This is a genomic window from Siphonobacter sp. SORGH_AS_0500, assembly GCF_031453245.1.
GTDB lineage: Bacteria > Bacteroidota > Bacteroidia > Cytophagales > Spirosomataceae > Siphonobacter.
The window spans coordinates 1,586,706-1,611,145 of record NZ_JAVIYT010000001.1; the positions used below are offsets into that span (position 1 = coordinate 1,586,706).

Consider the following 24,440-nt stretch of genomic DNA (forward strand, 5'->3'; position numbering starts at 1 on the left):
AAATCAAAACCATGGAATTAGCTTTATCCACTCCAGCACTTTTGTTCTCAACGGCATCGTTGCTGCTGCTTGGATTTACCAATCGCTTTACGGCTACGGCCAAAGTAATCAGAGACTTACACGCCGAATATCGGGTTAATCCGACTTCCCTGAATAATATCGTACTCATCGAGCAAATTCGCTCCCTGCAATTTCGGGTTCTGCTGATTCGTAATATGCAATTTCTGGGGGTTAGTAGCTTGTTCGTAAGTATCTTATGTATGATTGCCATTTACCTGGAATATCAGGTAACCGCAGGCTGGCTTTTCGGCATTGCCCTTTTTATGCAGGCCGGAGCTCTGGCCATTTCCGTTTTTGAAATTACTATTTCCATTGAAGCCTTAAAAATCGAACTGTCGGACATGGAGCACGTTCTGGGCCACCAGTCGACCGTAAAACGTTTGCGGGATGTTATGAGCTGGATCGACCGCCGGAAGAAACAGGGCAAATCCAGCGAATCTTGATAGTATGCATCGTCTTATCCAGAAAATAGCTGTTTTAGGCAGCGGTGAGTTAAGTATCCAGATTGCCTTTCAAATGGCTAATGCCAACCTTGAAGTGTTGTTACTGGGTACGACTGCTCCAGATATTAATCCTTCTGAACGAATCTCCGTACTAAGGGAGGCTTTACAGCGGGTTAGCAAAACCAAGCCTCATCCGTTGTATGCCCGAAGTTTTTCGAAGCGGGTCCTGGTGGGAACGGTGGAAGAGGATTTCCATAAAATTCAGGACTGTGACTGGGTTATTGAAGCCGTCGAGGAAAAACTGGAGACCAAGAAAAACATTTTTGAGGAAGTAGATACGCATCGAAAACCGGGCAGTATCGTCAGTTCGGCTACGCAAGAGTTGCCCATTAAGGGATTAATTGAAGGACGTAGCGAAGACTTCCGGCGAAATTTCTGCGTAACGAACTTCTTTCAGCCCGTTCGTTACGTAAAGCTACTGGAACTCATTCCAACACCGCAAATAGCCCCTGAAGTAATTGATTCCCTTCAGCATTTTTGCGAGTATCACTTGGGAAAAACCGTAGTGCTGGCCAAAGACACGCCAGCTTTTATAGCGAATCGGGTTGGGATGTATTCCTTGCTTCAGAACATTCGGGCAGCCGAAAAACTGGGTTTATCCGTTGAAGAAATAGATCTCTTGACTGCCGCTCCGCTGGGTAGACCCAAAGCCGGCACTTTCCGGGCAGCGGATACGCTTGGTATTCATACGCTGGCCTATGCCGCACAGGGCTTGGCTCAGGTATTGAGTAAAGATGAATCCCGAAATGGTTTTCAGCTTCCGGGCATTTTGCAGACCTTGTTGCAAAACAAATGGCTCGGAGATTCGACGGGTCAGGGGTTTTACAAGAAAGAAAAAACCGAAAAGGGGGCGTCCGTTATACAGGCCCTGGACCTTCCCTCGCTTGATTATCGTTCTGTCCAAAAGCTGAAGATACCCGTACTGGAAGCCATCAAAAAAGCTCCCAGTCTCGAAGCCCGACTTTCGATATTATGGAAGGAAGAGGGGAAAATAGGTGAGTTTTACCGAACGATTTTTGCTGAAAACTTAGCCTACGTAAGTCACCGCATTCCTGAAATTGCGGACGGATTATACCAGATTGACCAAGCGGTGAAGGCGGGTCTGGACTGGCACTATGGCTGGTTTGAATTATGGGAATCCATAGGTATTCAGAATGGGATTGAACTCATCGAAAGCCTGGGTAAAAAACCAGCGGATTGGGTGTATGCGTTAGTTCAGGCAGGAAAAGGTCGTTTTTATACCCTTGAAAATACGAAGCGTTATTACTACGACATCGTTTCCCAAACCTATCAGCTTATTCCTGGTCAGGAAGGAATCATTATCCTCGATCATTTACGAAATAATAAAGAAATCTGGAGTAATGCCGAGGGTCATCTGTGGGACTTAGGCGAGGGTGTGATAGGTCTGGAAGCTCATTCCAAGATGAATACCTTCGGTCTGCCTCTGATGGATGCCCTGGAATATGCCCTTACACTCGCCGAGAAAAATCATCGCGGGTTAGTCATTGGGAACGATTCGACCGAAGCTTTTTCGGCGGGGGTTAATCTTGGACTGTTATTCGTTTACGCTTCCCAGCAAAAATGGGAGGAAGTAAATCAGATGATTAATCGCTTCCAGCAAACGATGATGCGGGTGCGTTACTCCTCTATTCCGGTGGTGGTAGCTCCGCACACGCTGGCTCTGGGTGGTGGCTGCGAAATCAGCCTTCACGCCGATCAGTTAGTAGCAGCGGCCGAAACTTATATGGGGCTGGTAGAAGTAGGGGTGGGTCTGATTCCGGCGGGGGGAGGCACGAAAGAAATGGCTCTTCGCTGCTCGGATTTACACCAGCAGGGCGACGAAGAGGCTCTGCAACGAGCGTTCACTACTATTGCCACCGCAAAAGTTTCGGGTTCGGCTCAGGAGGCTTTAGAAATGAATTTCTTGCGATCCAAGGATCAGATCGTGCTGAATCGTTCCCGGCTGATTGCCGAAGCTCGTAATGCAGTAGTGAAGCTGGCCGATCAAGGTTATACCCAGGCTTCGCCCCGAACCGATGTTCAGGTTATGGGGAAAAAAGGAATAGCGGCTTTCGAAGCGGGTATTGCCCAAATGCGGGCGGCTCATTTTATTACTGAACACGATCAGTTCATTTTACAAAAACTGGCCTATGTCATTTCGGGTGGAAATCTGGATCGGCCCCAGCTTGTTTCTGAACAATATTTGCTCGATCTGGAAAGGGAAGCCTTTCTGAGTTTGAGTGGTGAACTTAAAACCCTGGAGCGAATCCAGCAGGTATTAACGGGCGGCAAAGCTCCTCGTAACTAATAGCTTAGAAGCTAAAAGCGAACAGGTTCCCGATGATCTCGGGAACCTGTTCGCTTTTATAGAGAAACTTGCCAGATGTTGCGGAAAAATTTCCTCCCACTACGGACTCAGAATCAATAGAATTGGGTGTTTAATAGGATTTTAATAATCAGGTACGGGATTTTTAGAAGTTTTTAAGTATTCGAATTTTCAACCGAAGAGACTAACTCTTAATTAATTGCTACACACGATGAAAAAGGTAACGATGTTATGCATGCTAGCGGCTAGTGCCCTTGCATTCCAGGCTTGTGAAAATAAATCAAACACAGAAAAAGCTTCTGAAGAACAGGCTGATGCTTCCATGGATCAGGCTGAAAATATGAATGATAGTCTGCAAACGGTAGACAGTAAGGATTCTGACTTTGCCATGAAAGCGGCAAGCGGCGGTATGTTTGAAGTAGAAGCTTCTAAACTGGCTGAACAAAAAGGAATGAATCCTAAAGTGAAAGAATTTGCTGCCATGATGGTAAAAGATCACGGCAAAGCTAATGAAGAACTGATGGCAATCGCTTCGGCCAAAGGAATTGTTCTGCCTCCTCAAATGGGTGAAGATCATCAGGAAAAATACAATGAGCTGAGCAAGCTTTCAGGCAAAGAATTCGACAAGAAATACGTAAGCCTGATGGTAGATGCCCACGAAATGGATGATAAAGCCTTCAGCGATGCCGCTACCGAATGTAAAGATATGCAACTGAAAGAATTTGCTACTAAAACTTCAGGTGTGGTAAAAGAACACCTGAACCATGTAAAGCAAATTAGAGATAGCATGAAATAGTCAGATTAGAATGCTCTTATCTGTTATCAAAAAAGCCGCTGGAACTGATTCCAGCGGCTTTTTTGATATAATAACATTCAGTTATAAAAATCTGAATATTATTATATTAACTAACAACTAACAACCGCTAACAACCTATTATTTCCGTAAAGTAAACGTCTTGGGCTGTTGATTATGAAGGGTGAGTAACAAGCCTTCACGGGTACATTGTTGCAGCAATTTATCAGATCGGTATTCGGAGATATTTACCAACTGGGCAAACTGTTTGGCCGAAATCTGCTTATGCTTCTGAAGATAAGAGATCAACCGTTTGACGTTGTGCTGTTGCAGTAATTCAGAGGAAACTTCTCCCTGTTCCTGCAACCATTTGCCCATCTGCTTGGTTGCCGGAACTGATTTATCCCGGGCCCGAACGTACACCTGCCATTGTCCCTGATGGTCTTTTGCTTGGTGAGGTTTATCCTCGCTTTCATCAACCCGAACAATCAGCACGCGGCGTTCGTGATGCTCAACGGCTTTGTAACGGAGCAAAACGCCTGGCTGAACGAATAAATCCGAAGCCGCTTCGAGTTGCTGAACAATGTCTTTTTCCGATTCAATGCCTTTCACCGATCGATCATCGTTCACACCGATCACCAGCCAGCCACCCGAAGTATTAGCAAAAGCCGCCAGCGTTTTGGCGATGCGACCGGGAGCTTCAATGGTGCGTTTAAATTCAAGAGTAGAGCCTTCCGATTGGCTTAATAAATCCGTGAGTGTTGGAAATGGCATTCAGTAGAATAAGGGGTTTTAGTATAAGTATGGACATAACAAGCGGTCCTGGTCTTCGGTTCAGAAAATCTTTTGCCAGAGCCTATCCTGGAAGTAATTTACTCGATTTTGAGTAAAATGCAAGACATCCTCAGCGGGTTTTTGGCAAAGATTAACGTCCACGGGGGTGATATTCCGTAATGACCGTTTTCAGATAATCCCGGTCAAGGTGAGTGTAAATTTCAGTGGTGGTGATGGATTCATGACCCAGCATTTCCTGCACAGCTCGTAAATCGGCCCCGCCTTCAATCAGGTGTGTGGCGAAACTATGGCGGAAGGTGTGCGGAGAAATGTTCTTCTGCAAGCCAATTTTAGCCGCGAGATCCTTAATAATCAAAAAGATCATGATTCGGGTAAGGCTTTTCCCACGACGATTGAGGAAAAGCATATCTTCCGAACCCTTCTGAATATCCAGATGCCGACGAATTTCATCCAGGTAAATCTGCGTATACTTGATCGCGTCGCGACCAACGGGAATCAGCCGGGTTTTGCCCCCTTTGCCAAAGACCCGAATGAAGCCAATGTCAAAGTACAATTCACTAACCCGCAGGTCGGTTAACTCCGAAACCCGTAATCCGCAGCCGTATAATACCTCGATGATGGCTCGATTTCGGGTACCTTCGGGCGTAGAAAGGTCAATGGCTGCCAGTAACGCTTCCACTTCTGGGAAACTTAGGGTATCTGGTAACTTTCGACCTAGTTTAGGCGATTCAATCAACGAAGCCGGATCGGTGGGAATGACCTGTTCCAGCAACATAAATTTGAAAAAGGCCTTAATACCGGATAAAATACGAGCCTGGGAGGTAGAAGCGATGCCTAATTCACCGAGGTAATATAAAAAATCCAGCAAGTGAACGTCGGTAACCTGTTCTGGCGAAAGCTTCTCCTGTCCAGATAGTTGCAGATATTGAATAAACTTTTGAGCGTCGTGTAAATACGCCTCAATCGAATGTTCGGAAAGAGAGCGTTCGAGCGTCAGGTAAGATTTGAAGTTTTTAAGATAGCTTTGCCAAAGCATTGATGAACCGTTATTTTCCTAAAGGGTTGATAGTAGTGAGGTGTTACGGCGGGAATAACTCATTTTTCGCACCGAACATTTTTAAATATAACACCGGAAATAGGGGTTTGACTCTAAACAAAAAGAAAAGGTGAAACGCATCCTGATTATCAACGGCCCTAATTTAAATTTACTCGGACGCCGGGAACCCGAAGTGTACGGTTCGCAGACGTTTGAAGACTATTTTGCTACCCTGTTACCAAAATTCCCAGAAGTAACACTGGAATACTTTCAGTCGAATCACGAAGGAGCATTACTGGATAAAATTCATGAAGTGGGTTTTTCCTATGACGGGATTATCCTTAATGCTGGAGCCTATACACACACCAGCGTAGCCCTGGCCGATGCAATTTCAGGGGTGAAAACACCCGTGATTGAAGTGCATATTTCGAATGTTCACGCCCGGGAAGCTTTCCGTCATCATAGTTATATCAGCCCCAAAGCCGCCGGAATAGTGATTGGCTTCGGTTTGAAAGGCTACGAAATGGCGATTCGGTCGCTATTATAAAAAAGCAATAATAGACGAGGTTTCGTCACGTCTTTAGTACCAGAAAAAGCAAATACAATGATTCTTTCTTTTTATCCAGGACCATCGAAAGTCTATCCGCAAGTAGCCACGTATTTGCAGGATGCGTATCAATCGGGGATTTTGAGCGTAAACCACCGCAGTGCGGAGGCTATGGAAATGGTAAAAGAAACGTATCGTCTGTTGCATGAAAAGCTGGAAATTCCGGCGGAGTACTCCATTGCTTTTGTCTCTTCGGCTACCGAATGCTGGGAAATCATCGCCCAATCGTTAACCCGCCAACAGTCTTTACACGCTTATAATGGAGCATTCGGACAAAAATGGGCGGAGTATACGCAGAAGCTGGGAGTAGAGGTCATTCCTAAACCCTTCGACCTAAACGATGCATGTGAGCTGACGGAAGACGCAGAACTCATCTGTTTAACTCAGAACGAGACCTCCAATGGAACACAGATCCGAATGGCTACGCTCGAAAAAATTCGGGAGCAAACCACGGGATTAATCGCTTTGGATGCCACTTCCTCTATGGCGGGAGTAGCCTTTAACTGGCAGCTCGGCGACCTCTGGTTTGCTTCCGTGCAGAAATGTTTTGGCTTACCCGCTGGTTTAGGAATTATGATTTATAGTCCACGAGCGTTGAGGTGGGCTGAAGAAATAAACGAGCGGAATCATTACAATAGTCTCTTGTTTATTCATGAAAATGCGGCGAAATTTCAGACGCATTATACGCCTAATGTGCTGAATATCTATCTTTTAAAGCGGATGCTAGAGCAGGTTCCCGTGTTGTCGGAGGTCGCAACACACCTGAAAAATCGGGCTCAGGCAATGATTCAATTTTTCAATCAGGAAACGCATTGGGAAATTTTGGCTGAAAATCCGCTGATCCAGTCAGATACGGTACTGGCCATTACGGGAGAAAAAGAAAAAATTAACCAGATTAAAATCAACGCTAAATCTCACGGGATTATGTTGGGCAATGGGTATGGAAAGTGGAAAGAAAATACCTTTAGAATTGCCAATTTTCCGGCTTTGACGGACAATGAATTTTCAATAGTAAAGCATTTTATTACACAGAGTTAATCACGGTTCTATTTAGAAAGGTCCCGCCTATGAAGTTTAATATTAAAGAAGTATTATCGGTAACTCTGGTATTATTTTCCGTGATTGATATTCTTGGAGCTATTCCAATTGTACTGGATATTCGGAAGAAAATTGGAGATATCCATGCCGCCACTACCACGCTGGTTTCGGGTGGAATTATGATTGCTTTTTTATACATAGGAACGTCGATTCTTAAGTTATTTGGGGTGGATGTTCAGTCGTTTGCAGTGGCGGGTGCATTGATTATTTTTTTGATTGGTCTGGAAATGACCTTGGGACGTAGCATTTTTAAAAGTACGGATATTCAGCCCCGAGCTGCTTCGATTGTTCCCCTGGCTTTTCCCATTATTGCCGGAGCCGGAACGATGACTACGATTCTTTCCCTAAAAGCCCAATACCAGGAGATTAATATTCTGGTTGGAATTTTCGTAAACCTAGCTTTAATCTACCTGGTTTTGAAGTCTTCATCCTGGATTGAGAAAAAAATAGGGCCTGCCGGTACGGGGATTTTGGAGAAAATATTCGGTGTTATTTTACTCGCTATTGCCATTAAATTATTTAGGAGTAATCTGGGGATTTAATATAAAAGGCGGCCTGCATGTGTTCAGGCCGCCTTTTATATTAACCTTTATCCAATTATCGTCCCGGATAAAAACGCAACGATAAGGAAGTAGTATTTAGTTGATAAGTAGGGTCAATTTCAAAGTTAAACGTAGTATTAGTCGTAGTGGTATTCGACTGTTTTAACTCCATTTTACTAGCGTAAAATCCTTTTAAATCGAGATTGCCAATCATAGCAGCAATAGCCCATTTAGTAGTTAATTGATACTGAATACCAGGCCGTATGTTAGGCTGAGCGGAATAGCTTTGATTCGTACGTTTACCATCGGTGTCGGTCGTTTTGGTAGAATTATAACCCAGGGCAATGCCGCTGTTTACAAAAATGCTCCACTTCCCTGCAATGGGCCAGTAATATTCTACAAAAGGTCTGACATTGGCTCCCCAGGAGTTTAAAACATTTTCTGAAGATGAGTTAGCCGTAGCATAACTTCCGTGAAGACCAATACCCACTAGCTTTCGGGGCGAGACAAATTTTCCTCCCGAAAAACCTACGCCAACTCCGGTGGTATTAGCCATAGGATAAGAGGTATGAAGGGTCGAAAGATCGGCTGCCAGATAACCCGTCCCCACGGCGTAAAGCGATTGCTGGGGTGGCTCTTCAAAAGCCGAGCTGCTGGAACCGAAATAATGAGCCAGCCCTATTTTGAAAGAACTGACGCCAAAGGACCCATTGAGCTGCACATTGGTAACTACTTTCTCATCTTCCTTTCGGGCATGGGTTACGTTTAAACCAGCCAGATTAGCCGTCGCTTCCCAGGCCCAGTTTTTCTTATAAAAATAAGTAAGTCCCAGCCCAAGAGAGGCCCCGGCACCGAAGGTATTTAAGGTGATTTCTCCGTCAGCTATGCTTGGTCTGTACGAAGCTCCCAGCGTTCCCTGAGCAAAAACCCGTACCCGTTCCGAGGGGACTACGTATCTTCTGATTAGATAATTAGCTGATAAAAAGGGAGTTGAACTTGCATAGTCAGATTCCAGAATTTTATAATGATTATAGCCCAGACCTACATTCCAGCCATGAGCGACATTATCGCGGATAAACTTACCCCGGCTGAATTCCAGATTAATGTCATACGTACGCTCCCGGGTAGGGACGGTCAGATCAGAAGCCGTTTTGCTACCCGAAAAACTCAAATTTCCTGTATAACTCATGAAGCGATTCCCTTCGGAGGTTTGAGCAAAAAGAGGAGCAGACAGGCCGAGTAATAGGGTTAGTAAAGGTATTTTTTTCATAAAACAGTAACTTACAGAGATGTAATATTGAAAGTTGACCTCTTCAAATGTAGAGCATATATCAGCAGTTCTTTACACCTCAAACAAAAAAGACAGGTAAACCTACCTGCCTTTAACTTAAAAATGAGTTATTTACTTTTTAAGAAAATAGCGAAGCGAAACGCCAGAGTTATTCAATGTATAGTTAGGATCGAAAGAAATTCCACCTCTTATTAAGTCGCCTCTCCATGCAGATTTTTCATAAGAAGCATGAACTGATCCTATTTGAAATGAACCTATGAGACCCGTAAGAGCCCAGCGATCATTGATCTGATACTGAATGGCAGGAATAATGGAAGGGAATAACGTCAAACTATGAGTAGTTATTTGTTCTCTTGCTTCTTCTTTTGCATAGGCATAAGAAGCGTTGATTCGGGCGTTAGCAACCAGAGATAATTTTTTAGCAATAGGAAAGTAATATTCGTGAAACTTGTAGATTGAAAAACCCGCCGTCTTTGAGTTGATAGGATACCATTCTTCGATTGATGTATACTCTGGAGCTTTGTTAAATCTGGCTGTAATTCCAAACCCTTTCGCATACGTAGTGGTAACAAATCTTCCTATTGAAAACCCTGCCTGAAGGGCCTGTGTATTGTTATTAAGATAATTATTATTCTCATTAAATAGAGCAGTAGCAGAAATATCCCCTGTGATGAAACGCTGATTAACCTGATATAGACTGTCACGCTTACTGGTTAATAGAGTAGATTTTTCGTTTTGACTTCCAATGTATTTTACTAGGCTTAATTCAAAAAAATTAGTAGGAAGATTGGATTGTAGACTGACCAAGTTTTGAGTAGGAGTAATAGGAGAACGGTAATGCGAGGCATATACAGTTGCTACATTTGCCTTAGCTTCTAGTGACCAATCATTTTTATAGAAATAAGTTAGTCCTAGATTTACTCCCGCTGATACCTGATAAGTTTGATAGACAGCGTTACGCTCCATGAAACGTAGGTTAGCTTGAGTTCCTGCAGTTGCTTCACCAAATAAGTAAAATCCAGGGGTAAGCGATACGTATTTTCTGTTGAAATGCTGAATAGATAAAGCAGGGCTCCAATTGGTATAATTATACATTACACTGGGATTAACGATCCACCCTTCAGCCGTATTTTCTTTAGTGAATTTGCCTGATGTAAGTTCTGGGGAGAAATTTAAAGAACTATTATGAATATCGGCATTGGGGTATGCCATATTACCATAGCGAAAGGAACCTCCAAACCCCAAAATTTTTGTGTTAGCAGGAATTTGTGCAAACAGTGAAATACTAGATAGGAAAAAACTGGAAAGAGTAAAAAATACTTTTTTCATAAGCTTTTTAAAGTGGTTGAACCATAGAAAAATTAAAAATAATAGGCGTTCGATAGCAACTATACGTTTTAACTGTATTTAACATTTTAATCTTTATAATCCACTGATTAACTGAATGCATTAATAGAGCTAATTACGGCCATGCAGGAAAAAGCCTAGCGTCAATACCGCAATTCGTGTAGTTTTGCAGAGTTTTTGACTGACTATGAATCTCAACGAATACATACAGGGGGCTTTGGCCGCCGCTCTGAAACAGGAGTTTGCTATTGAAGTGGCCGCTGCCGATCTGGCTTTGCAGCCTACCAAGAAGGAGTTTGAAGGTTTTTATACCTTCGTTTGTTTCCCTTATGCCAAGCAATTGAAAAAAAGCCCGGCAGAAATCGGGACGAAGCTGGGCGAATACCTTGTGGCTCAGAACGGCCCCGTTTCAGCGTTTAACGTCGTACAGGGTTTTCTGAATCTTAGCATTTCTGATCAGGTTTGGCTGGAGCTTTTTGCGACCATTCACGGGAACGAAAGTTACGGTCAGTTACCCGACAAGGGCCAGAAAGTAATGGTGGAATACTCATCACCCAATACGAACAAGCCTTTGCATTTAGGACACCTGCGTAATAACTTCCTGGGGTATTCCATCGCTGAAATCCTGAAAATGGGTGGCTATCAAGTAATGAAAACCAACGTGGTGAATAACCGGGGTATTCACATTTGTAAGTCCATGCTGGCCTATCAGTTGTTTGGTAATAATGAGACTCCCGCCACCAGCGATATAAAAGGGGATCATTTAGTTGGGAAGTATTACGTAGAGTTTGATAAAGCATACAAAGCTCAGATTGCCGAATTAGTGGAAGGCGGCATGGAGAAGGAAAAGGCAGAGAAAGAGGCTCCGCTTCTGAAACAGGCCGAAGCCATGCTGTTGAAATGGGAGGAAGGCGACCCTGCGACGATTGGTCTCTGGGAAATGATGAATAGCTGGGTATACGCTGGTTTTGACGAGACCTATAAAAAAATGGGCGTCAACTTCGATAAGATTTATTACGAATCGGATACCTATTTATTAGGCAAAGACATTATCGAAGAAGGGCTGGAGAAAGGGGTTTTCTACCGCCGTCCTGATAACTCGGTCTGGATTGACCTGACTGCCGACGGACTGGATGAAAAACTGGTGTTACGCTCCAATGGAACTTCGGTGTATATCACCCAGGACTTAGGTCTGGCGGATTTGAAAGCGGAAGATTTTCCGATGCAAAAATCCGTGTACGTAGTTGGCAATGAGCAGGATTATCACTTCAAAGTATTATTCCTGATTATGCAGAAGCTGGGGCGTCCTTACGCAGCTGGTTTATACCATTTAAGCTACGGGATGGTCGATTTACCCAGTGGTAAAATGAAATCCCGCGAAGGAACGGTGGTGGATGCCGACGATCTGATGCAGGAAATGAATGATACTGCGGAAGAAATGACGAAAGAGTTAGGCAAAATCGACGGATTTACGGAAGAAGAAGCCAAAGCTCTGTATCATACACTGGCCATGGGTGCCTTGAAGTATTTCCTGCTAAAGGTGGATCCAAAGAAACGGATGTTATTTAATCCCCAGGAAAGCGTTGATTTTCAGGGCAACACTGGGCCTTATATTCAGTATAACCACGCCCGGATTCGTTCCATCCTTCGCAAAGCGGACCAGCTGGAGTTAACACCAACGGCTCCCACTACGATTGACCTGCATGCCAGCGAGCGTGATCTCATCTTTACGCTCAGCCAGTTCCCACAACGCGTGGAGGATGCCGGTGCTATGTACAGTCCTGCTCTGATCGCTCAGTATGCGTATGATCTGGCGAAAACGTACAGCCAGTTCTTTAGCGAAGTGCCGATTTTTGCGGAAGAAAATCTGGATAAAAAACAATTCCGGGTGGCACTGTCCAAAGCCGTTGCTGAAGTCATTCGCAAGGCAATGGGCTTATTGGGCGTAACAGTTCCTGAACGTATGTAATTGGTTTTTAGATGTTACTCAAGTTCCCGAAAGTTCTAAAACTTTCGGGAACTTGAGTTTTATAGCACCTGAACGTCGAAGACGTAACCTATGAAGGTAAATAACCTCAGCTAAGGAGGGATTACAAATCCGAAACAGCGATAAGGAAATTCCTGAATATTATCGGTTCATCAAACTGGCAAACTTCGTCGGAATTGCCGTTTCAAAGTGCATTTGTTCTTTCGTAATGGGGTGCTGGAAGGCTAGTACCCAGGCGTGCAGGGCCAGTCGATTAATAGGGTTACTATTGGAGCCGTATTTCTTATCGCCCACAATCGGATGTCCAATGCTTTGCAGATGCACCCGAACCTGATTTTTACGTCCCGTTTCCAGACTTACCTTCAACATGGAGAAATAGCGGTTTTGCTGAACTGTTTCGTAATGGGTAACGGCTTTCTGTCCACGTTCGGCGTTTTGGGTGGAATACACCATCATCGATTTTTCACTCTCCACCAGGTAAGACGTAATGGTGTCTTCTGTTTTCTTTGGACTTCCATTAATGACAGCCAGGTAAACCCGTTCCTTAGTCGTAGACTGCCAGGATTCCTGCATTTTTTTCTGAACCGTTTCGCTTTTGGCGAACATCATCAATCCTGACGTCTCGCGGTCCAATCGGTGAATAATGAAAATTTTGTTTTTGGGGTTCTGCTTTTTCACGTGCTCGCTCAGCAGGCTATAAGCCGTTTTCCGCTTTTCTTTTTCAGTAGCCATCGACAAAATTCCTTCTTCTTTTTCAATGACAATCAGGTGTTCATCCTCAAAAACGATCTTAATACCCTCGTACTGTTTTTCGGCGGGAGCTTTCGTCCAGCGAACGCGAACGGCATCATTGACCTCAAGCGGATGATTGAACTGAAAGGTAATCTTATCATTCACCAGCACCTGCTTATCCCGCAGGAGTGACTTGATATTATTGCGATTTTTCGACGGAAATTTCTGTAACAAAAAAGTCATAAGCTCAGCCGGTTCGGTGACGGCAAAGCGAGTATCTTCTTTTTTTTCGTAGGCGTTGCTATTCTTTTTCTGCATGAAACTTGGATTATGCTGCAAAGGTAGACGCTCTCGACCACTATGTAATAAATTTAATTCCTGCCACTGCCAGCTTTTTGTTCCTCTGCTGCTAGCGAGAGTGGTTGTTTATCAACTATGGATTAGAAGAAAAGAACATCCCATTAAGGATTATTAGCCTTTCTAGCTCTTGCCGCTGCCACCCACGTAGCCGCTGCCAGCTTTTTCGCTGGCAGCAATAAGCCAGGGAGTAAGAAAATAGCCTACGAGCAGAAAAGCTACCAGCAATCAGGTAAGTTGTAGTAGCTTAGCAATTCTCAATTGCTAATCATTGAAAACTGGAAAACGACCACGGAAAACTACTATATTGCTGAACTAATTGACGTTCCATTCGTTTATTAATCAAACCTTATAAACTTTAATCTGACTCCAGATGGTAAAGCTCCTGCTTATGCTTGGAACCCTGTTTACTGGCTTATTTGCGGATAAAAATGAAGTCGCAAGCCGTCCCGAGAGCTTTGCTCCGGCCAAACAAAACTTATACGATTTTAAAGTACAGTCGCTGGAAGGAAAAGAAGTAAACCTTGCCCAGTATAAAGGCAAAAAAGTAATCATTCTTAACACGGCTTCAAAGTGCGGATTTACGCCTCAGTACGCAGATTGGGAGAAATTCTATGAAGCTAACAAAGAGAAAGTCGTTGTCCTGGGTTTTCCTTCCAATGATTTCGGCGGACAGGAACCCGGCTCAGAAGAAGAAATTGGAGCGTTCTGCCAGAAAAATTATGGCGTAAGCTTCCCTATGTTTTCGAAAGTAGTAACTAAAGGTGACGGTCAGGCTCCCTTATACAAATGGTTGACTACGAAAGAATTAAACGGATGGAATGACAAAGTTCCTACCTGGAATTTCTGCAAGTATGTCGTGAATGAAAAAGGCGAGCTGACGCATTTCTTCGCTTCAAAAGTAAAACCTGATAGCCCGGAGTTTCTCCAGGCAATCAAGTAATTGCATGCTATTTGAGTAATAGACGACTGCCAGCCTCAGGCTGGCAGTTTTGGTTGTGAGCTAATCCATTTCATTGTCGTAATTTTGTGCGGAGGGCTTTCTCTCGCCCATTATTACTAACTCCAATTTTGAATATGCGTTCCTGGCTTTCGGCAGCCCGTCCCCGCACCCTGCCTTTGTCCCTTTCCTGCATCCTGATGGGAAGCTTTCTTTCGGCTGCTCAGGGTGGTTTTCGCTGGTCGGTTTTTGGTCTGGCCGTACTCACTACCGTTCTATTACAGGTATTATCCAACTTCGCTAACGATTATGGCGACAGCGTTTCGGGCCTTGATAACGACGAGCGAAAAGTAGCGACTCGGGCTGTCCAGACCGGAGCCATCACCAAAGAGCAAATGCGAAAGGCAATTATTCTGTTTTCCGTATTAACCTTTGGAACGGGATTATTACTGTTATACATCGCTCTGGAAGGGGGCACCGCTCAGGAATTTCTGTATTTTCTGGGACTTGGTGTACTTTCCATCATTGCCGCCATTACCTATACCGTGGGTAAAAAACCATACGGATATGCTGGGCTGGGCGATATTTCCGTGTTAATCTTCTTTGGTTGGGTAGGCGTTCTGGGCACGTATTACCTGCACACCCGCTCGCTTGACTGGAGTATTTTATTACCCGCCACCAGTTGCGGTGCTTTTGCTGTTGGGGTGCTGAACATCAATAATATACGAGACATTGATAATGACCGCCGGAATGGAAAAAACTCAATACCTGTGCGTTTAGGAGCTGCGAAGGCGAAGGTGTACCACTGGTTTCTGTTGACGGGTGGGTTAATCTGTGCCATGGTCTACGTCTTATTATTCCATCCGAACTGGAGTAGCTACCTGTTCTTACTGACCTTACCCTTATTCTGGAAAATAGCCAGTGGCGTTCAGAAAGGGCAGCGACCTGAAGAGATCGACCCCTATCTGAAACGCATGGCTCTTTCAACTTTGCTGTTTGTCATTCTTTTTGGAGTCGGGCAGCTTTTGTAAAAGATTTCGGTTGGAAGATAATCCATCTAATTTTCAGAACTATGTTAAAAAAGCCTCTGCATTGAGGCTTACTTTTTACATTTGTGTTTAGCCCAGACTTTATACTCGCTCCATAGCTCTATATACAGTATTAACTATTGATTGGTGCTTAATGAAAAGACTTTTCCCAGCTATTATTCTTACTCTATTATTTATTCCGATTGCCAGGGCTCAAACTCCCGCTGAATTCTTTAGTCGAGGGGTGCAAAAAAGTAAAAACCGGGATTTTAAAGGAGCGTTAACGGAGTTTACTCAGGTGATAACCATGTCCCCGGAAAACCCGCAGGCCTATTATAATCGCGGACTATGCAAGGCTTTACTGGAAGATTATCCCGGGTCCATTCAGGATTATGATAAAGCCATTGCATTGAAGGCAGACTATTACGATGCTTTGCTGGCTCGTGGAGACAGCCGCGATCGGCAGGAGCAGACGCAGGATGCTCTCAAAGATTTTGCTAAAGCTATAGAAATGGATGCGACCGATAGCCGGGCGTATTTAAAGCGGGGGATGATTCGCAGTCGGCTTCAGTATTACCAGGCTGCTATTCAGGATTTTAATAATGTCATAGAACTGGAACCTGAAAATGCTCAGGCCTATTACGCCCGTGGGGTCTGCCGCACGAAACTGGGAGATTATGAGTCTGCTTTAAAAGACTTTACCCAGGTTATTCATATGAATGATAAACTTGCTCACGTGTACATCGCTCGGGCGGCGGTTTATGTCAAATTGAATAATAGCCGGGCTGCCGTTGACGATTATACGCGGGCCATTATTCTGGACCCTGAAGATGTCAATTCCTATTGCCAGCGGGGTTTTGGTAAATATCAGGCCTTTGACTATATCGGAGCCATGGCTGATTTTGAAAAGGCTCTGACCCTCGATCCTCAGAATACCGCAGCTTTTTACGGACGTGGACTGGTGAAGTCAAGAAACGGAGGTTCCCGGGAGGCTATCGACGATTTAACGAAGGCCATTGAAATTGATAATTCATTGGAAAACAGAGCCACGTTTACGGGTTTGATTACCAAAAATGTGCTTGACAATTTGAGAGTTTCCATTATTGAAAACAGCCGCTTTATCGAACTAAGCAATGACCGAACCGAAGCCTATTATGTGCGTGGCATTAGTAAAGCACGCGTAGGTGACAACAAGGCAGCTATCGCAGATTTATCGAGGGCTCTGGAATTAAATCCGATTTTTCCAGATGCTTACTTCAGCCGGGCCATGGCCCGGTCTGCGGCTAACGACCAGATGGGAGCCATTCAGGATTGCTCCAACGCGATTCGTTTCAATGCCCGTCACGCGGAAGCCTATTACCTGCGGGGGCTCATTCGGTACAGTCAGGGGGACGAAGAAAACGGGTGTCTGGATTTAACGAAAGCCGTAGAGTTAGGCTATAAACTGGCGGTAGCGGCTCAAAAACAATACTGTAGTAAAAAATAAGGAGGCTGTTTTCACAACCTCCTTGTTCACTTACTCGAAACGTAAGTGTTTAACTGAAGCTCCCGACTGGGCCAATTCTTCCAGCGAATCGATACCAATCTGAAGATGTTTTTCAACAAACTGAGTCGTTACTTTCTTATCGCTCTCTTCCGTTTTAACGCCTTCAGGAATCATCGGGTTATCCGATACGAGCAACAATGCACCGTGCGGAATCTGATTGACGAAGCCTACCGCAAAAATGGTTGCTGTTTCCATATCAACCGCCATAGCCCGGGTATTACGCAGGTATTCCTTGAAATTCTCGTCATGTTCCCACACCCGGCGGTTGGTGGTATAAACCGTTCCGGTCCAGTAATCCATTCCGTTTTTCACAATCATGGACGAAACGGCCCGTTGTAAACGGAAGGAAGGAAGAGCGGGAATTTCGGGAGGCATGTAATCGTTACTGGTACCTTCGCCCCGGATGGCCGCAATAGGCAGAATCAGATCGCCCAGTTGCGTATGCTTTTTCAAGCCTCCGCATTTACCCAGAAATAACACGGCTTTGGGATGAATGGCCGAGAGTAAATCCATGATAGTCGCGGCTACCGGACTCCCCATACCGAAATTAATGATGGTAATTTGTCCAGCTGAAGCCGTTTGCATAGCCTTACCAACGCCGCGAATTTCAACGCCATAACGGGTAGCAAACATTTCAACGTAATTATGGAAATTCGTTAAAAGAATATAAGGCCGGAATTCTTCCAGAGGTGTTCCGGTGTAACGCGGAAGCCAGTTACTAACTATTTCGTCTTTAGTTTTCATATCTTTCTTGTATCACTTTTATAAATCAGGCAAGTATACAGGTTCTGATTTATTTGGGATGTTTGGAATGAGTAAAATTCAGCAAATTTAATATAAAGATATTATACGGCCAAAAAAATGGCCTGAAAGTTATGATTGAACTCAATTTGCCATCGTACGATTTTCAGGCTCGAAAAACCGAAGAAGGGTATTTTATTTTCTGTATCTTACGTAAGAAATGGCTGGTGTTAACTCCCGAAGAATGGGTTCGGCAGCACTTTGTTCATTTGTTGACCAGTCATTATGCTTACCCTAAAAGTTTATTGAAAATTGAAGGAGGCTTAAGCCTGAACCGTACTGCCAAACGCTCGGATCTGGTGATGTACAGTCGCGATGGCTTGCCCTTTTTGTTAGTAGAATGTAAAGCTCCCGAGGTGAAGATTACCCCGTCAGTGCTGGAGCAGGCCATGCGTTACAACCATGTGATCCAGGCTCCTTTTCTAGCTTTGAGTAATGGAATGGAACATTTCATTTTTAGGTTCACTAAACAGGGCAAACTGGAACGGATGGAAGATGTTCCTCCGTTTGGGGAATGAATGAAAGTGGAGCAGAATTATAATTTTTTTATAAAACTTTAGATTTTCCAGTACTAAAAACAAAAGTTAGGAGAATAGGTATAATCGTTTAGCAAGAAACCGTTTTTATTATTGACACGGTAAACCCGTAGGGTCTAACTTAGAGTGCTGAAACAAGGGACAACGAGCTCTGCTGAATCCGTGGCTATTACCTAGCGGACTGGAAATCACAGAAATCACCGGTTTAATTATGCCATCATCAACGTACGAGTACCTGGGGACCAAACAAAAAGCTCTTAAAATAAATCTTGATAAACGAATTTACGGTTCGTATGCCGAGATTGGAGCAGGTCAGGAAGTAGCAGCTAACTTTTTCAAGGCAGGCGGTGCTTCCGGGACTATTGCTAAAACGATGTCAGCGTATGATATGACGTTTTCGAACGCCATTTACGGCCCTGAAGAAAGCGGTCGTTATGTCGTAGAAAGCCGACTGGTCAAGATGTTACGTCATGAGTACGACTTACTTATTGAGCGTTTGGACCAAAAGCGGGGTGAGGAAACCTGCTTTTTTTCGTTTGCTAATACGGTTGTAGCCCTCAATTACCATAAAACCAATGAGTCACATGGTTGGGTGGGGCTGCGTTTTCAGTTATCGCCACAATCCGAACCCAATGAAGTAATTATTCACGTTCGGATGCTGGATAATGACACCATTCTTCAGCAACAGGCTTTGGGAATCATTGGGGTTAACCTGATGTACGGCTGTTATTATTACCATCAGATGCCCGAAACGTTATTGCGTTCGCTGATGGATGACTTAACAACCGAACGTATCGAAATAGATATGATTCGGTTTAATGGTCCCGACTTTAAGGCGGTAGATAACCGTCTCATGAGCCTTTATCTGGTCAAACATGGGTTTACGAATGCAGCTTTGTTCGGCCCCAATGGTCAGAATTTACAGCCTGCCGATACCCTGTATAAGAAACACATTGCCGTTATTCGTGGACGTTTTCGCCCGTTTGCCCTGGTGCACCAGGATATGCTACAAAATGGCGTGGCCCAGTTTCTGGAAGACCCCGAAGTAGACCCTAACCGGGTTGTTGTACTGACGGAGTTAACGCTCCAGAATTTACGTGACGGCGACGATATTAACGAGAAAGACTTCCTGGATCGGGTAGATATTCTTGGGAAACTGGGTCTGACGGTCATGGTATCCAACTATACGGAATACTACAAGCTAATCGCCTATCTGGCGAAGCTGACCAAGCTGAAAATTGGCCTCATCATGGGTATTCCGAACCTGGAATTCATCTTCGATGAGCAGCATTACGCCAACTTGCCGGGGGGAATTCTGGAGGCCTTTGCGACGCTCTTTAGCCGGAAGGTGAAGCTCTATGTGTATCCGGCTTTACGACCCGACGGAACGCTGGCGAACTGCTTCAAGTTTCAGTTACCTTTCCATCTTCGGGATTTGTTTAGTTACCTGATTTCCAATAATAAAATTGAGGATATTCGGAGCTTTAACAAGAAAAATCTTCACATCCTTTCCGATCAGGTTTTATCTATGATTAAGTCGGGTGAGGATGGTTGGGAACAATACGTTCCTGATGAAGTAGCTACGATGATTAAGGATAAATGCCTGTTTGGTTTTCCCTGCGTAGTGTATCCGAAAGAGGAAAATAAGATTGAAAGTGCAGACGAGTTTTTTGCCGAGTAGTCTTCAAGTTCTGATGGATAACCCTAATGAAAGCAAAAGCCTCGAATCACGAGATTCGAGGCTTTTGCTTTCATTTAACTATGGAATGATTACACCAGCGACATTTCGGGTTCAACGGGTTTCTCATTCGATTTCAATGGTTTTTCTTCGTCTTTCCGACGGGACATCATCGTGTATACGGCTGGAATTACGTACAGCGTTAGCAACAACGAGAACATAATACCGCCTACAATCACAATACCCAACGGAATCCGGCTGGTGGCTGCCGCCCCGAGCGAAAGGGCGATAGGTAAAGCTCCCAGGGCCATCGCCAAACTTGTCATTAGAATTGGGCGTAAACGCATCGTAGCAGAGGTAATCGCCGCATCGACTTTATTCAAACCTTCTTTGCGTTGTTCATTCGCAAATTCTACGATCAAAATACCATTTTTCGTGACCAGACCCACCAGCATGATCATCCCGATTTGCGAGAAGATATTCATGGTTTGGTCAAACAGCCAGAGTGAAAGCAAGGCACCTGCCAAAGCCAGAGGTACGGTAATCATAATGATAATAGGATCGAGGAAGCTCTCAAACTGAGCTGCCAAAATCAGGTAAATCAGTACCAGAGCCAGCAGGAAGGCGAAAGATGTATTCGATGAACTTTCAGCGTAATCCCTGGATGCCCCTGATAAAGCAGTAGCAAAGCCCTGTTCCGTCAATTTCAACTGCTTGGAAACCGATTCCATGGCTTTAATCCCATCCGCAATGGTCATCCCCGGTGCCAAACCTGCCGAAATCGTAGCCGATTTATAACGGTTATAGTGATACAACTGCGGTGGAGTGGTGGATTCAGTGATCCGAACAAGGTTATCCAACTGAATGGATTCGCCCCGACTGTTTTTAACGTATAGCGTCTGTAAATCAACGGGCTGAGAGCGATCTTTTCGGTACACTTCGCCCATGACCTGATATTGCTTCCCTTTCATCGTGAAGTACCCGTACCGACGGTTACTATAAGCCAACTGCATGGTTTCAGAAATATCCGCTACAGATACCCCTAGTTCACTGGCTTTGGCCCGGTCAATTTCCACGCGTAACTCAGGCTTGTTGAATTTCAAATCGATGTCAACCCCCTGCAACGCTGGATTCTGGTTTGCCGCATCGATGAATTTGGGAAGAATGGCTTTCAGTTTTTCAAAATCGTTGTGCTGGATCACGAAAGAAACGGGTAAGCCACCCCGGCGGTTCACGGCAATGGTTTGTTCCTGAACGGCAAAGGCCTTTCCTTCTGGGAAATTCTTGGTATTACGATTAATCATGTCAACGATCTGCTGCTGACTGCGACTGCGTTCGTTAATTTCAGGTAATCCAATCCGAATGGTTCCCGAGTTAACCGAACCTGCTCCTGAGAAACCGGGTGCGGTAATACTCATGACAATCCGGCTTTCGGGTACGGAATCCATCAGAAACTGACTCAACCGCTGCATGTAATCGTCCATGTAATCATAGGACGTTCCTTCGGGAGCAGTGACCGAAAGCCGGAATTGGCTACGGTCTTCCAGGGGAGCCAATTCGGACTGGATGTTATTGTAGAGCACGTATGCCAGACCAAAACAGCCCGCAATAATCACCCAGGCCATCCATCTTACTTTCATGAAGCTGGTCAACGTTTGCTGATACCCCCGATCCAGTGACTGGAAGAAAGGCTCGGTCTTGTCGTAGAACCACGAATTTTTGTGTTTCTTTTTCGACATGAGCACGTTCAGAACCGGCGTTAACGTCAGCGATACAAAAGCCGAAATCAATACGGCTCCGGCCACAACAATACCGAATTCCCGGAATAACCGTCCCACGAAACCTTCCAGGAAGATGATGGGCAGGAACACGAAGGCCAGCGTAATGGACGTAGATATAACGGCAAAGAAAATCTCCTCGGATCCTTCTTTGGCGGCCTGCATTCGGGGCATACCCGCTTCCAGCTTTTTAAAGATATTTTCGGTAACTACAATCCCATCATCTACTACCAGACCCGTCGCCAGTACGATGGCCAGCATGGTCAGAATGTTGATTGTAAAGCCAAAAATGTACATAATGAAGAATGCTCCCACCAACGACACCGGAATATCAATCAAGGGTCGGAAGGCAATGGCCCAGTCGCGGAAGAAAAGGTAGATGATAATCACCACCAGCACCAGCGAAATGAGCAGCGTTTCTTCTACTTCAGTAATGGATTTCTTGATGAAACGCGTGTTATCAAGAGCAATGTTCAGACTTAAATCTTTGGGAAGATCCGTTTTGATTTCATCCAGACGTTTGTAGAATTCATCGGCAATGGATACGTAGTTAGAGCCGGGTTGGGGGACAATGGCCATCCCCACCATGGCTATCCCATTGCCACGCATGGCCGTTTCCTCATTTTCAGGCCCCAGTACAGCTTCACCCACGTCCGAAAGACGAACTACCTGACTGTTCGTATTGCGAAGGATAATGTTGTTAAACTCTTCTTCAGTAGTGAGTCGACCAAACGTACGGATACTTAACTCGGTTGCATTCCCCGCAATTTTCCCCGAAGGCAATTCGACGTTTTCACGCGACAAAGCATTCAGTACATCAACGGCGGTGATGTTATAAGCCGACAGTTTGGCCGGGTCCAGCCAGAGACGCATGGCGTAGCGTTTCTCGCCCCAAATTTGAATTGCACTTACGCCGGGAATGGTTTGCAGACGTTCCTGTAGAACGTTGGTAGCGTAGTCATTCAGCTCAAGAATATTCCGGGAAGAGCTTTGCACCGTCATGGTAATAATTGCGTCCGAGTTAGCATCGGCCTTACTTACCACCGGTGGAGCATCAAGGTCATTGGGTAACTGGCGTTGAGCCTGCGAAACTTTGTCCCGCACGTCATTCGCAGCCGCTTCCAAATCCGCTTCCAGGTTAAACTCAACGGTAATATTACTAGTGCCCTGACTACTGGTGGAAGAAATCGAACGTACCCCGGCAATCCCATTAATGGCTTTTTCGAGGGGTTCGGTGATCTGGGATTCAATGATGTCGGCGTTCGCTCCGGCATAACTGGTCCGAACGTTAATAATGGGAGGGTCGATGGCAGGGAAGTCCCGCACACCCAAAAATGTAAACCCTACGTATCCGAATAGCACAATAATGATGTTCATCACAATGGCTAGCACCGGACGGCTCAACGACAAAGAGGGTAAACTCATGCTTAACTGGTTTAGACTAATAGCTAATTCAGATATTCTTTATTAGTAGGGAAGAGCCATAATGGTTTACAGGTCAGTTATTTATGAAATATCTATACCAGGGCTCCGCCGCTTTCAGATCGGTAGAAAAGAAGAATCAAACTTATTTTTTTACGCTCCTGATTTTTAATACCTGATCAGGTTTGATTTGTAAAATTCCGGTGGTAATAACCGTGTCGCCGGCCTGAATCCCGCTTATAATCTGAACTTTGGTATCCGTACGTGTTCCCGTTTCTACGGTTTGAAACGAAGCTTTTCCCTGACGGGAGATGACGACCTGTTTTTCTTTGGTCCCGGGTATAATGGCCTGCGAAGGAACCATTAACGCCTGTGGGGTTTCGCCCAAACGTAATTTCACCTGAGCAAACTGACCGGGACGAATCTGATTGGAGGCATTCGGAACCAGAGCCCGTAACTTCACGGTACGCGTAGCCAGGTCAATTTTGGGTTCAATGGCGTACACTTTGCCTTGATAAGCCTTCGTTTCGCTGGCAACATTGAAGCTAACGACATCACCCACCCGCACCTGATCCGTGTATTTTTCAGGAATAGAGAAATCAACTTTCAGGGGATTGGTCTGCTGAAAACTGGCAATGACCGTCGTTGGGGTTACAATCGCTCCTTCACTCACGTAGCGAAGGCCAATTTTTCCGGCAAAAGGAGCCCGAATTTCCGTACGCTGTAATTGGGCTTTGGCTACGGCCATATCCGCGTCAAAAGCATCTACTTGTGACTGGGCCACATCTACTTCCTGTTTACTAACGCCTTCGCGTTCCAGCAGGTATTGCAAACGTTCCAGTGATTTTTGAGCCAACTGACGTTGGGTCCGTACCTTTAAGGCCTGAGCCGATAGGTCGGCATCGTATAATTTTACCAGCAAAGCTCCTTTGGGAACGAGTTGACCCTCCTTAAAATAGATCTTGATGACGCGGGCACTCAGCTCGGATTGCAGCGAAATTTCTTCATTGCTTTGTAGAGTACCACTCGTCACGATGGTATTATCGAGTTTTTCGGTACTGGCAATGTAACCATCAACCGTCAGGGCTTTTGAGCCCCCCGCACCAGCAGATTTGGACTCATTACCAGCTTTCTTTTTTTCAATACGGTTAAGTTTACCATAAACCAGATACCCAATGCTGCCAACGATTGCAACGACGAGTAACCAGCGAACCAGACTTGAGGATTTCATAGATAA

20 protein-coding genes are annotated in these 24,440 nt (G+C 44.9%); 12 read left to right on the forward strand and 8 right to left on the reverse strand.

The window, feature by feature from the left end:
- The first annotated feature begins 11 nt into the window (after positions 1-11).
- From QE357_RS06535 to QE357_RS06545, 3 genes are all read left to right on the forward strand, one after another.
- Complete coding sequence (locus QE357_RS06535) at positions 12-503, forward strand: DUF2721 domain-containing protein (RefSeq protein WP_309706462.1); 492 nt, start codon at positions 12-14, stop codon at positions 501-503.
- 4 nt (positions 504-507) lie between these two features.
- Positions 508-2,871, forward strand: a complete 2,364-nt coding sequence (locus QE357_RS06540) for a 3-hydroxyacyl-CoA dehydrogenase/enoyl-CoA hydratase family protein (RefSeq protein ID WP_309706463.1) — start codon at positions 508-510, stop codon at positions 2,869-2,871.
- A 229-nt stretch (positions 2,872-3,100) separates the two neighbouring features.
- Complete coding sequence (locus tag QE357_RS06545; RefSeq protein ID WP_309706464.1) at positions 3,101-3,685, forward strand: DUF4142 domain-containing protein; 585 nt, start codon at positions 3,101-3,103, stop codon at positions 3,683-3,685.
- Positions 3,686-3,823: 138 nt separating this feature from the next.
- On the opposite strand, the gene QE357_RS06550 is transcribed toward QE357_RS06545, so the two are convergent.
- Positions 3,824-4,456: an ATP-binding protein gene (locus tag QE357_RS06550; RefSeq protein ID WP_309706465.1), complete on the reverse strand. Its 633-nt coding sequence runs from the start codon at positions 4,454-4,456 to the stop codon at positions 3,824-3,826.
- A 151-nt stretch (positions 4,457-4,607) separates the two neighbouring features.
- Positions 4,608-5,513, reverse strand: a complete 906-nt coding sequence (gene xerD / locus QE357_RS06555) for a site-specific tyrosine recombinase XerD (RefSeq protein ID WP_307142451.1) — start codon at positions 5,511-5,513, stop codon at positions 4,608-4,610.
- Between the two features lie 130 nt (positions 5,514-5,643).
- On the opposite strand from xerD, the gene aroQ reads away from it, so the two are divergent.
- From aroQ to QE357_RS06570, 3 genes are read left to right on the forward strand one after another with little or no spacing between them, the layout of a single operon-like run.
- A complete protein-coding gene (gene aroQ / locus QE357_RS06560; protein WP_307142452.1) occupies positions 5,644-6,060 on the forward strand; it encodes a type II 3-dehydroquinate dehydratase in 417 nt (138 codons plus the stop codon).
- A 57-nt stretch (positions 6,061-6,117) separates the two neighbouring features.
- Positions 6,118-7,158, forward strand: a complete 1,041-nt coding sequence (locus QE357_RS06565; RefSeq protein WP_309706466.1) for an aminotransferase class V-fold PLP-dependent enzyme — start codon at positions 6,118-6,120, stop codon at positions 7,156-7,158.
- Positions 7,159-7,187: 29 nt separating this feature from the next.
- Positions 7,188-7,760, forward strand: coding sequence for a MarC family protein (locus QE357_RS06570; RefSeq protein ID WP_309706467.1), 573 nt, complete (start codon positions 7,188-7,190; stop codon positions 7,758-7,760).
- Positions 7,761-7,815: 55 nt separating this feature from the next.
- Here the strand turns inward: QE357_RS06570 and QE357_RS06575 are convergent, their stop codons facing one another.
- Both QE357_RS06575 and QE357_RS06580 read right to left on the reverse strand, forming a co-directional pair.
- The gene (locus tag QE357_RS06575) at positions 7,816-9,030 is read right to left on the reverse strand and encodes a hypothetical protein (RefSeq protein ID WP_309706468.1); all 1,215 of its coding nucleotides are present in this window, start codon (positions 9,028-9,030) and stop codon (positions 7,816-7,818) included.
- A 132-nt stretch (positions 9,031-9,162) separates the two neighbouring features.
- Complete coding sequence (locus QE357_RS06580; protein ID WP_309706469.1) at positions 9,163-10,380, reverse strand: hypothetical protein; 1,218 nt, start codon at positions 10,378-10,380, stop codon at positions 9,163-9,165.
- Positions 10,381-10,585: 205 nt separating this feature from the next.
- Between QE357_RS06580 and argS the strand changes: the two genes are divergently transcribed.
- The gene (gene argS, locus QE357_RS06585) at positions 10,586-12,367 is read left to right on the forward strand and encodes an arginine--tRNA ligase (RefSeq protein WP_309706470.1); all 1,782 of its coding nucleotides are present in this window, start codon (positions 10,586-10,588) and stop codon (positions 12,365-12,367) included.
- A gap of 159 nt (positions 12,368-12,526) precedes the next feature.
- Here argS and QE357_RS06590 read toward each other — a convergent pair whose 3' ends face one another.
- A complete protein-coding gene (locus QE357_RS06590) occupies positions 12,527-13,435 on the reverse strand; it encodes an RluA family pseudouridine synthase (protein WP_309706471.1) in 909 nt (302 codons plus the stop codon).
- Between the two features lie 412 nt (positions 13,436-13,847).
- Between QE357_RS06590 and QE357_RS06595 the strand changes: the two genes are divergently transcribed.
- From QE357_RS06595 to QE357_RS06605, 3 genes are all read left to right on the forward strand, one after another.
- Positions 13,848-14,417 (forward strand): glutathione peroxidase, encoded by a 570-nt coding sequence (locus QE357_RS06595; protein ID WP_309706472.1) that lies wholly within the window; start codon positions 13,848-13,850, stop codon positions 14,415-14,417.
- A 134-nt stretch (positions 14,418-14,551) separates the two neighbouring features.
- A complete protein-coding gene (locus tag QE357_RS06600; protein ID WP_309706473.1) occupies positions 14,552-15,445 on the forward strand; it encodes a 1,4-dihydroxy-2-naphthoate polyprenyltransferase in 894 nt (297 codons plus the stop codon).
- A gap of 151 nt (positions 15,446-15,596) precedes the next feature.
- Positions 15,597-16,928, forward strand: coding sequence for a tetratricopeptide repeat protein (locus QE357_RS06605; protein WP_309706474.1), 1,332 nt, complete (start codon positions 15,597-15,599; stop codon positions 16,926-16,928).
- A gap of 30 nt (positions 16,929-16,958) precedes the next feature.
- On the opposite strand, the gene QE357_RS06610 is transcribed toward QE357_RS06605, so the two are convergent.
- Entirely contained in the window at positions 16,959-17,732 is a 774-nt protein-coding gene (locus QE357_RS06610; RefSeq protein ID WP_309706475.1) for an AMP nucleosidase, read from the reverse strand.
- A 131-nt stretch (positions 17,733-17,863) separates the two neighbouring features.
- Between QE357_RS06610 and QE357_RS06615 the strand changes: the two genes are divergently transcribed.
- Positions 17,864-18,307 (forward strand): type I restriction enzyme HsdR N-terminal domain-containing protein, encoded by a 444-nt coding sequence (locus QE357_RS06615; RefSeq protein ID WP_309706476.1) that lies wholly within the window; start codon positions 17,864-17,866, stop codon positions 18,305-18,307.
- Positions 18,308-18,536: 229 nt separating this feature from the next.
- A complete protein-coding gene (locus tag QE357_RS06620; protein WP_307142465.1) occupies positions 18,537-20,006 on the forward strand; it encodes a TonB-dependent receptor in 1,470 nt (489 codons plus the stop codon).
- 89 nt (positions 20,007-20,095) lie between these two features.
- Here QE357_RS06620 and QE357_RS06625 read toward each other — a convergent pair whose 3' ends face one another.
- Both QE357_RS06625 and QE357_RS06630 read right to left on the reverse strand, forming a co-directional pair.
- On the reverse strand, positions 20,096-23,206 hold the full coding sequence (locus QE357_RS06625) for an efflux RND transporter permease subunit (protein ID WP_307142466.1): 3,111 nt from the start codon (positions 23,204-23,206) through the stop codon (positions 20,096-20,098).
- 142 nt (positions 23,207-23,348) lie between these two features.
- Positions 23,349-24,434 carry an efflux RND transporter periplasmic adaptor subunit gene (locus tag QE357_RS06630; protein ID WP_309706477.1) on the reverse strand — a complete coding sequence of 362 codons (1,086 nt, stop codon included), beginning with the start codon at positions 24,432-24,434 and terminating at the stop codon, positions 23,349-23,351.
- Between the last annotated feature and the right edge of the window lie 6 nt (positions 24,435-24,440).